The organism is Bacillus sp. JJ783 (assembly GCF_036963225.1).
GTDB lineage: Bacteria > Bacillota > Bacilli > Bacillales > Bacillaceae_G > Bacillus_A > Bacillus_A cereus_U.
Genome location: NZ_JBALMG010000171.1, coordinates 1 through 6930 on the forward strand (window position 1 = coordinate 1; position 6930 = coordinate 6930).

The following is a 6930-nucleotide window of genomic DNA, read 5'->3' on the forward strand; positions in this document are numbered from 1 at the left end:
GTCCTATGTATTCAGCAACTAGTAATTTTTCATCTTTTATCATGATAGCTCGTACAATATGATGAAATTTACTTTTCATTTTGTATTCCTCCTAATCATTCACTTTATACTTGCTCGAAAATTGTCATTTAAAAGCGAGATAATATAAATCATAGGTGTTTCATATGGATGAACATTATTAATAACTGCAAGAGAACATTTTACATGTTTTCGTTTACAATTTAATTAAAACTAATAATTTTGATAAATGATTCTAAAAAAGAGTATGTTTATGAAAAAAATTATCAAAACATACTCTTAATATTTTTAGTTGATTCATTCGTTTACAAAAAGGTTTGATTATTCCCTTTCTAATACTTTTCCCTAGGTAAATTCATTCTCAAATTCAAATTTACCTGTTTGTACAAATTTTAGACCCTTAGCGAACCACGAAAACCCCTTGCGGCATAGTAGGATTCTGCTCCATTGTGATACACAAAGACATGGCCAAAGCGATAATCGCAAAAAAGGGCACCGCCAAGTTCTCTAATATCAGAAGGTGTTTGCACCCAACTCGACGTCTTCATATCGAAATTTTCAAGATTATGCAACGCACGATATTCTTCTTCCGTTAATAGTTCAATGCCCATAGCAGTTGCCATATCAATAGCGTTATTTTCTGGTTTATGTTTCTTTCTTGATTCTAGCGCTTCAAGGTCATAACAAACACTTCTACGACCTTTAGGACTTTCTGCTGAACAATCGTAAAAAATGTATTCGCCTTTTTCTTTATCACAATCAACAACATCAGGTTCGCCACCAGTTCGTTCCATTTCATTGAGCGACCACAACTTTTCAGCATTAAAATCCAGCTTCTCTTGAACATTAGCCCACTCTAGACCTGTATGGCGGTTCATGTTATTCTCAAAACGATCTTTCAATGTTTGTAATAATTCTTCACGTTGCTCTAGTGACAACTCCTTTTTATTACTTTCTTTCATATTAGTTCCTCCATTGATGTTTTTATTAATGATAGTTTAAGTATATATAAATACTGTTTTATAATAAAATGTTTAAATAATTTTGTGAATTCATTTTGCAATAATTTATATGATTTAGCAAAATCACTTATCCGCAATAAGGCCCTTTAACGGAACAACTTATTGCGGATAAGCAGTTCCTTACTGGATCTTTCAATTCTAGATGTTCTTTTCCTTTTCACTATACATACACGATATCACTTTATTCAAAACAGTACATCTTTATTCAACAACAATAAGCGATATACTTCCTCACCGTCATATACATTTCCTAATGGTTTAAAACCATAACCTTCATATAGTTTCTTTGCATAAATATTATCTTTATGGACAGTTAATCTAATTTCCTCACACTCTTTAAAGTTATTTTTTATTAAGTTAATGAGTTCCTTTAATGCTGCTTTTCCATATCCTTTTCCTTGCTCTTTTTCATCAACGATAAATCCGTTAATCCAATACATATCTGTTGATTCTCGTACATAAGCGTGCATAATAAAACCAACTATAAGGTCGCCATCATATATAGCGAATGGAACATATTCGACATTTTCACCATCTGGTTTTATGTATACTTTAGCAAGTGATACTGCCACTGCCGGAACAAATTGCATTTGATTTTCTTTAACTTGTAATTTCAATGCGTCTTCCCAATTTTCTCTCGTAACAATTTTTAATTGGACGTTCACTATTTTAAGCTCCTTTAAAAAAGAATTTATCTTTTATATTCAACGGAGTGAAATGATTCCCTTTTTCGACATCACCTTATAGCATTATTTTTATAAAGTCTCGAATAAATTCTTTTTCATCTAATTCTAATGCTATTTATTATAGATATTTTCCGCTCTCGATTTGTTTATAATTATCTTTTTTAAATGTTAAATGAGTAATTATAACCCCTAATATAGTAATTACCCCTCCACTATCGAAACAAAAGTTGGCACCTCACCTAACCATATCCAAGCGATAATACATGCAGCTACTGGTGTTAAATATAAAGAACTTGTTGCTTCAGAAGCACTAGAATGAGATGTAATATATGCTAATGTAATATATGGAAGTACTGTCGGGAACACACCTAAATATATAATACTCAAAGTAACTTCTATATGACTATGGATCAAGTTCTTTATCTCAAAGAGTTGCTGCAGAATGGTTAAGTAAAGGTTGTTATGAGGAGCACGTAGCGAATGTAAGGATTCACCTAAAAGAGCGGAGACGAATAATGATACAAGCCTTAAATAAGTATTTTGCAGATATTTCCACGTGGGATATTCTTAGCGGCGGATTTTTTATATGGCTAAGGGTGATACCTAACATTCCGATGAAAAAACTGTTTTCAGAAGCATTATCAAATGGAATTCTTTTAAATCCGGGACGTATTTATGAAGAGGAATCAGATCAGTACATTCGTTTATCGTATGGCTATGCTTCCCCTGAACAATTTACTCAAGGTATTTATATATTAAGTGAATTGATTCGTGAGTTGATGGAATAACAAAAATCCTCTTTAATGTAAAGAGGATTTTTGTTATATCTTATTTACCACAATCTCATCTCGTGTCCTAATAAAATGAGTTCTTTATAAGAATCACCGTCAATCTTTAGCGCTTGCACAAAAGATACCCTTATTTCAATATATTAAGTCGAACTAACAATGTTATTCAACTTTCCTCCTATACTGCAATACTATAAGAATAAAAAGGAGAAATTAATATGAGCATTTTCAATATTCTTTTGACCATTCACATATTATTTGGCACGATATGCTTAATTACTGGCATTATTGCGATGGTTGCTCAAAAAAAGAAAGGGAAACATACAGAATGGGGCGAAATATATCATGCATCCTATGTTGTAATAACTCTTACTGCAATTATATTGTCTATTATAAATTGGGATAAAATCGCATATTTATTTTATGTAGCAATTTTCTCTTATTCATTTGCGATTTATGGCTATCTTGCAGGAAAAAAGCGTTGGAAAAATTGGATTCATCACCATATTAGAGGTATGTTAGGCTCCTATATCGGTGCCGTTACCGCACTTTTAGTAAACATCGGAATTCATATTCCCATTATTAATTTACTGCCGCCTATATGGTTTTGGTTTTTACCGACGTTAATCGGTATTCCTCTCATAGTCAGTGTATCAAAAAAATATAAAAAACAAAGGGAAAATTAATTGCATTTTGGTTAATTTCTAATTTATTTTGATATTCTATGTAGTGAATTGAATATTTTGTTTTTGCACTAAGGACATGGAATGGAAGAAAAATAAAAGGGATCCAAGTTTTTGGATTCCTTTTATTTCTGTTTCTTTAAGGCATAAGTGTATCCAAACGATCTGGATAATTAGTAAACATCCCGTCGACGCCCCAAGAAATTAACTTTTTCATATCTTTTTCATTATCTACTGTAAATGGATGAACTTCTAATCCGAATTTCTGTATTGTTTTTACATAGGTCGCATCAATATATTTGTAATTCATACCAAGACCTATGCAGTATGTTTTATACTTTTCTATTTCTGATTCTGTTAATTGAACTGCTTTTTTATATGATAATAATTGTACTAGCGGTATATTGGCATTAAAATTATGAATCTTTCGCAGACTTTCTTCACTAAATGATTGAATAATAACTTTATCATTTATTTGGTAGTGATTAATAATTTCTAATAGTTTTTCTTCCATTCTAGGATATTCATCTGGCGATTTTGTTTCGATATAATAGTTAGCATTATGTCCAAACGTTTCAATAATTTCTTCTAGTGTTGGAACTTTAGCATCTTCAAATTCTTTCTTTGCTAAACTTGGATGCTTTTTATTGAAAAAAGAACCTGCATTCAGTTGCTTTATATCTACTAATGAATGTTCTTTTACTAACCCGGCACCGTTTGTTGTACGGTTTAATGTTTCATCATGCATAGCTATTAAATGTCCGTCTTTTGTCATTTGGAGATCTATTTCTATATAATCCCCTTTCAATTGTTGTCCTAATGTATAAGCGTCTATTGTATGTTCTGGTGCATATGCAGAAGCACCTCTATGCGCAATGTTTTTTATATGATTTGATTGATTAGTAGCTTTTATATAATTATGTTCATTTATTTGTTGAAAAACAAAGATGCTTATTACTGTGAAGAAACAAATGATTGTAATTATAGATGTTTTTTTCATAACGGTATGTTAACTCCTATATTTAAAACAATTTGACTTGGATGATTTACTCAAATAAATGCCGATTTTCAAAAACTGTCATTTGTCCTACAGCTTGAAAGCCGGATTTTTTATAAATATTTATTCCATCAGGTGAAGCTTGTAATACGCAATACGTATTTTTTAGTTGTTTAGCTTCTTGCAGCAAGAAATTAAACATAGTAGAGCCGAACCCTTTCCCTCTCATTTCTTCTTTAGTCGCTATATCATAAATACCGACACTATCTTTCGTACATACTAAAGAGCCAACAGATACTACCTCACCTTTATAAAGACCTAAGTATAGTTTCATGTCATCACTATTCCATAAATCTAAAGAAGAAATTTGATTATAGTATGCTTGAACGTGAGTACCTTCTGCTGATGTACCGAATAAAGCCGCTAGTGTTTCGCCAAATTGTTGTATTTGTTCTGGCGATGTTGCTTTTTGTATTGTAAAACCTGCTGGTATGTCTATTGTAGGAAGAATTGTTTGTAAATCTGCAACCATTGCAATATTATTTTCTGCTTCTATTAATCTAAGTTTTAGTAACTCGTTCTTAAGTGTATTCTCTCGCTTTGCATCCCAACACCAAACACTCATGGGGAACCCTTTTTGATTAAAGTATTCTATCTCCGCACATAATTCCTCGTTTCCTTCCGTTAAGTTGTTGTTTAATAAAGTAATAATATTAAATGTATCTGTAGGTAAACCACAGTTAACGGCAATATAATCCTTCGTTTTCTTTACACTCATTCCTTGCACATGTCGAGCAACATATGTAGTTTTATATGTAAAATTATCTATAAGTAACTTTTGATAATTCATCAATCGTGCTCCTTTCATAGAAAGTAATAATTTAATAACTCCTATATTAAATATAACATATAAGAAATTTCACTTAATCAATGATATCCCCCTTTTTACCCCCTTTATATCACACGATGTAGCATAATAAGAATTAAAAATGATATAACATTGTCGGAATGAAAAAAGTGGTATATAATAAATATTAACATTACTAGTAATTATTTTAGGTATTCCTAGAATAAAGGAGCGATACATATGAAAATTACTATTTATTTCGGAAGTCATGAAGATCAAGATGTTCGTACTATGGACTGTCATTTAGATGTAGAAGATACAGAAGAGATTGTTTCTGTATCATAATATAAATAATCGGGATGAACCCTATTCCCTACAGCGTTTAAGACACCTTTTACAGGTGTCTTTTTTATTGTTTTTTCGTCAAAAACCCTTTACTTTAGAGCGTTTTAATAGTAAAATATAAATATACGAACAAACGTTCTTTTTAATTTACTTGTACATGAAGGGATGATTTTAACAATGGCTCAAGCAAAGCGCAGAGGAAGAAAACAGCAAACACCTATTATTTCAAATACAGGCTTTATCGGCTCTGTCTTTATTGATACATTGGAGTTACAAAAGAAATCCTATTATTTCGCTCGTAAAAAACTTCAAATTGTTCATCATGTACTAGATGGTCTATCTGGGGCAACGAGTTCATTATTTAAAGAACATAGTATCTCCGCATACATGTCATGTGTGTATTTACATAAACAAAAGAAAATCGGCTTTGTTCTTTCAACAAAACCGTTTGAACAAAGTGATGGAGTTGCTTACTTTATAAATTATTTAATCGAAAAGAATTTTTACGGTAACGAAGAAGTAGAATATCAAGAAGTATTTAATACAGGTTTTATTGGGGTAGTTTTCGCGGATTTATCTAGTATAGATCGCTTTAATTTTGAGTTTGAAATGGGTATGTTAACGAAATTAATGAAAGATATGATTATTCCGGTTAAAGAACTCTTTTTACGCCACAATGTACCAGCATACATCTCTACTTCTCATTTAGAGGAACAAAACAAATTAGGTTTCGTTCTATCTGTAAAGCCATATGATGAACGTGCAGAAGCAGATTTATACTTCGAAACATATTTAAAAGAGCGCGGGTTATTTATTGGTGATGAAGAAGATGATATTGATAAGATTGTTATTAGAAAGACAGCTGAATTACGATAGTTTTCCAGTACAATTTACATTAATAAATTGTTCAGTATTTAATTTGAAATTAATACCTTCCTATTGGTAATAGGAAGGTATTAATAATTTATTAGNNTTTCGTACATCTCTATTTTTTTATTTAGTAAATCTTTACCCCAGACTTGCATTGCTTCTAATACAGGTATAAATTTTTTCCCCTACTTCGTTAAAGAATATTCTACCTTTGGTGGAACAACTTTATAAACTTCTCTGTGTACTAGCTCGTCCTCTTCAAGCTCTCTTAATTGTCTAGTTAAGATTCCTTTTGAGATACCAGGTAACATCCTCAATAATTCATTAAACCTAATAATTTCATTTTTGCTTAAATGCCACAAAATCACGATTTTCCATCTTCCTGCAATTGCATTTTGGGTAACTGTTAATGGACAAATTTCTTGCTGTGTTTCTTCAGAAACCGATTCACCTTGATAACTAAAACGTGCCATAATAAAATCTCCTATTACAAGTTAATTTTCCCTCCATAATTTGATTGCTATTAATAATTCCATCTTGAAGAATTAAATTTCCGCTACACTTAAAACATGTAAGAAAATTAAGTACCCTTAAATCTATCCCTAAAATTGAATTAGAAATCTCCGTTGTTATAGATAAATCATTTAACGCTGCCTTTAATTTATCTCTTCTTT

The 6930-nt window shown here is 31.2% G+C and carries 6 protein-coding genes and 6 pseudogenes; 3 read left to right on the top strand and 9 right to left on the bottom strand.

Going from position 1 to position 6930, the window contains the following annotated elements; all coding sequences use genetic code 11:
• The 4 genes and pseudogenes from V7038_RS26525 to V7038_RS26540 all read right to left on the bottom strand — a co-directional run.
• Positions 1-79, bottom strand: a pseudogene (locus tag V7038_RS26525) (NUDIX domain-containing protein); the annotation flags it as partial.
• 331 nt (positions 80-410) lie between these two features.
• On the bottom strand, positions 411-980 hold the full coding sequence (locus V7038_RS26530) for a DUF4256 domain-containing protein (RefSeq protein ID WP_335695881.1): 570 nt from the start codon (positions 978-980) through the stop codon (positions 411-413).
• A gap of 245 nt (positions 981-1225) precedes the next feature.
• Positions 1226-1705 (bottom strand): GNAT family N-acetyltransferase, encoded by a 480-nt coding sequence (locus V7038_RS26535; protein ID WP_002110165.1) that lies wholly within the window; start codon positions 1703-1705, stop codon positions 1226-1228.
• Positions 1706-1844: 139 nt separating this feature from the next.
• A pseudogene (locus tag V7038_RS26540) lies at positions 1845-2125 on the bottom strand (EamA family transporter); the annotation flags it as partial.
• 2 nt (positions 2126-2127) lie between these two features.
• Here V7038_RS26540 and V7038_RS26545 point away from each other — a divergent pair.
• Positions 2128-2514: pseudogene (locus V7038_RS26545) on the top strand (aminotransferase class I/II-fold pyridoxal phosphate-dependent enzyme); the annotation flags it as partial.
• Between the two features lie 44 nt (positions 2515-2558).
• Here V7038_RS26545 and V7038_RS26550 read toward each other — a convergent pair.
• Positions 2559-2636: pseudogene (locus V7038_RS26550) on the bottom strand (DUF4269 domain-containing protein); the annotation flags it as partial.
• Between the two features lie 96 nt (positions 2637-2732).
• On the opposite strand from V7038_RS26550, the gene V7038_RS26555 reads away from it, so the two are divergent.
• A complete protein-coding gene (locus tag V7038_RS26555) occupies positions 2733-3200 on the top strand; it encodes a DUF2306 domain-containing protein (RefSeq protein ID WP_070128412.1) in 468 nt (155 codons plus the stop codon).
• Positions 3201-3336: 136 nt separating this feature from the next.
• On the opposite strand, the gene V7038_RS26560 is transcribed toward V7038_RS26555, so the two are convergent.
• Both V7038_RS26560 and V7038_RS26565 read right to left on the bottom strand, forming a co-directional pair.
• On the bottom strand, positions 3337-4197 hold the full coding sequence (locus V7038_RS26560) for a glycerophosphodiester phosphodiesterase (RefSeq protein WP_002110169.1): 861 nt from the start codon (positions 4195-4197) through the stop codon (positions 3337-3339).
• A 46-nt stretch (positions 4198-4243) separates the two neighbouring features.
• Positions 4244-5044 carry a GNAT family N-acetyltransferase gene (locus V7038_RS26565; RefSeq protein WP_335695882.1) on the bottom strand — a complete coding sequence of 267 codons (801 nt, stop codon included), beginning with the start codon at positions 5042-5044 and terminating at the stop codon, positions 4244-4246.
• A gap of 519 nt (positions 5045-5563) precedes the next feature.
• Between V7038_RS26565 and V7038_RS26570 the strand changes: the two genes are divergently transcribed.
• Positions 5564-6262 carry a hypothetical protein gene (locus tag V7038_RS26570; protein ID WP_199693010.1) on the top strand — a complete coding sequence of 233 codons (699 nt, stop codon included), beginning with the start codon at positions 5564-5566 and terminating at the stop codon, positions 6260-6262.
• Positions 6263-6342: 80 nt separating this feature from the next.
• Here V7038_RS26570 and V7038_RS26575 read toward each other — a convergent pair.
• Both V7038_RS26575 and V7038_RS26580 read right to left on the bottom strand, forming a co-directional pair.
• Positions 6343-6729: pseudogene (locus V7038_RS26575) on the bottom strand (winged helix-turn-helix transcriptional regulator).
• A gap of 13 nt (positions 6730-6742) precedes the next feature.
• Positions 6743-6930: pseudogene (locus V7038_RS26580) on the bottom strand (methyltransferase); the annotation flags it as partial.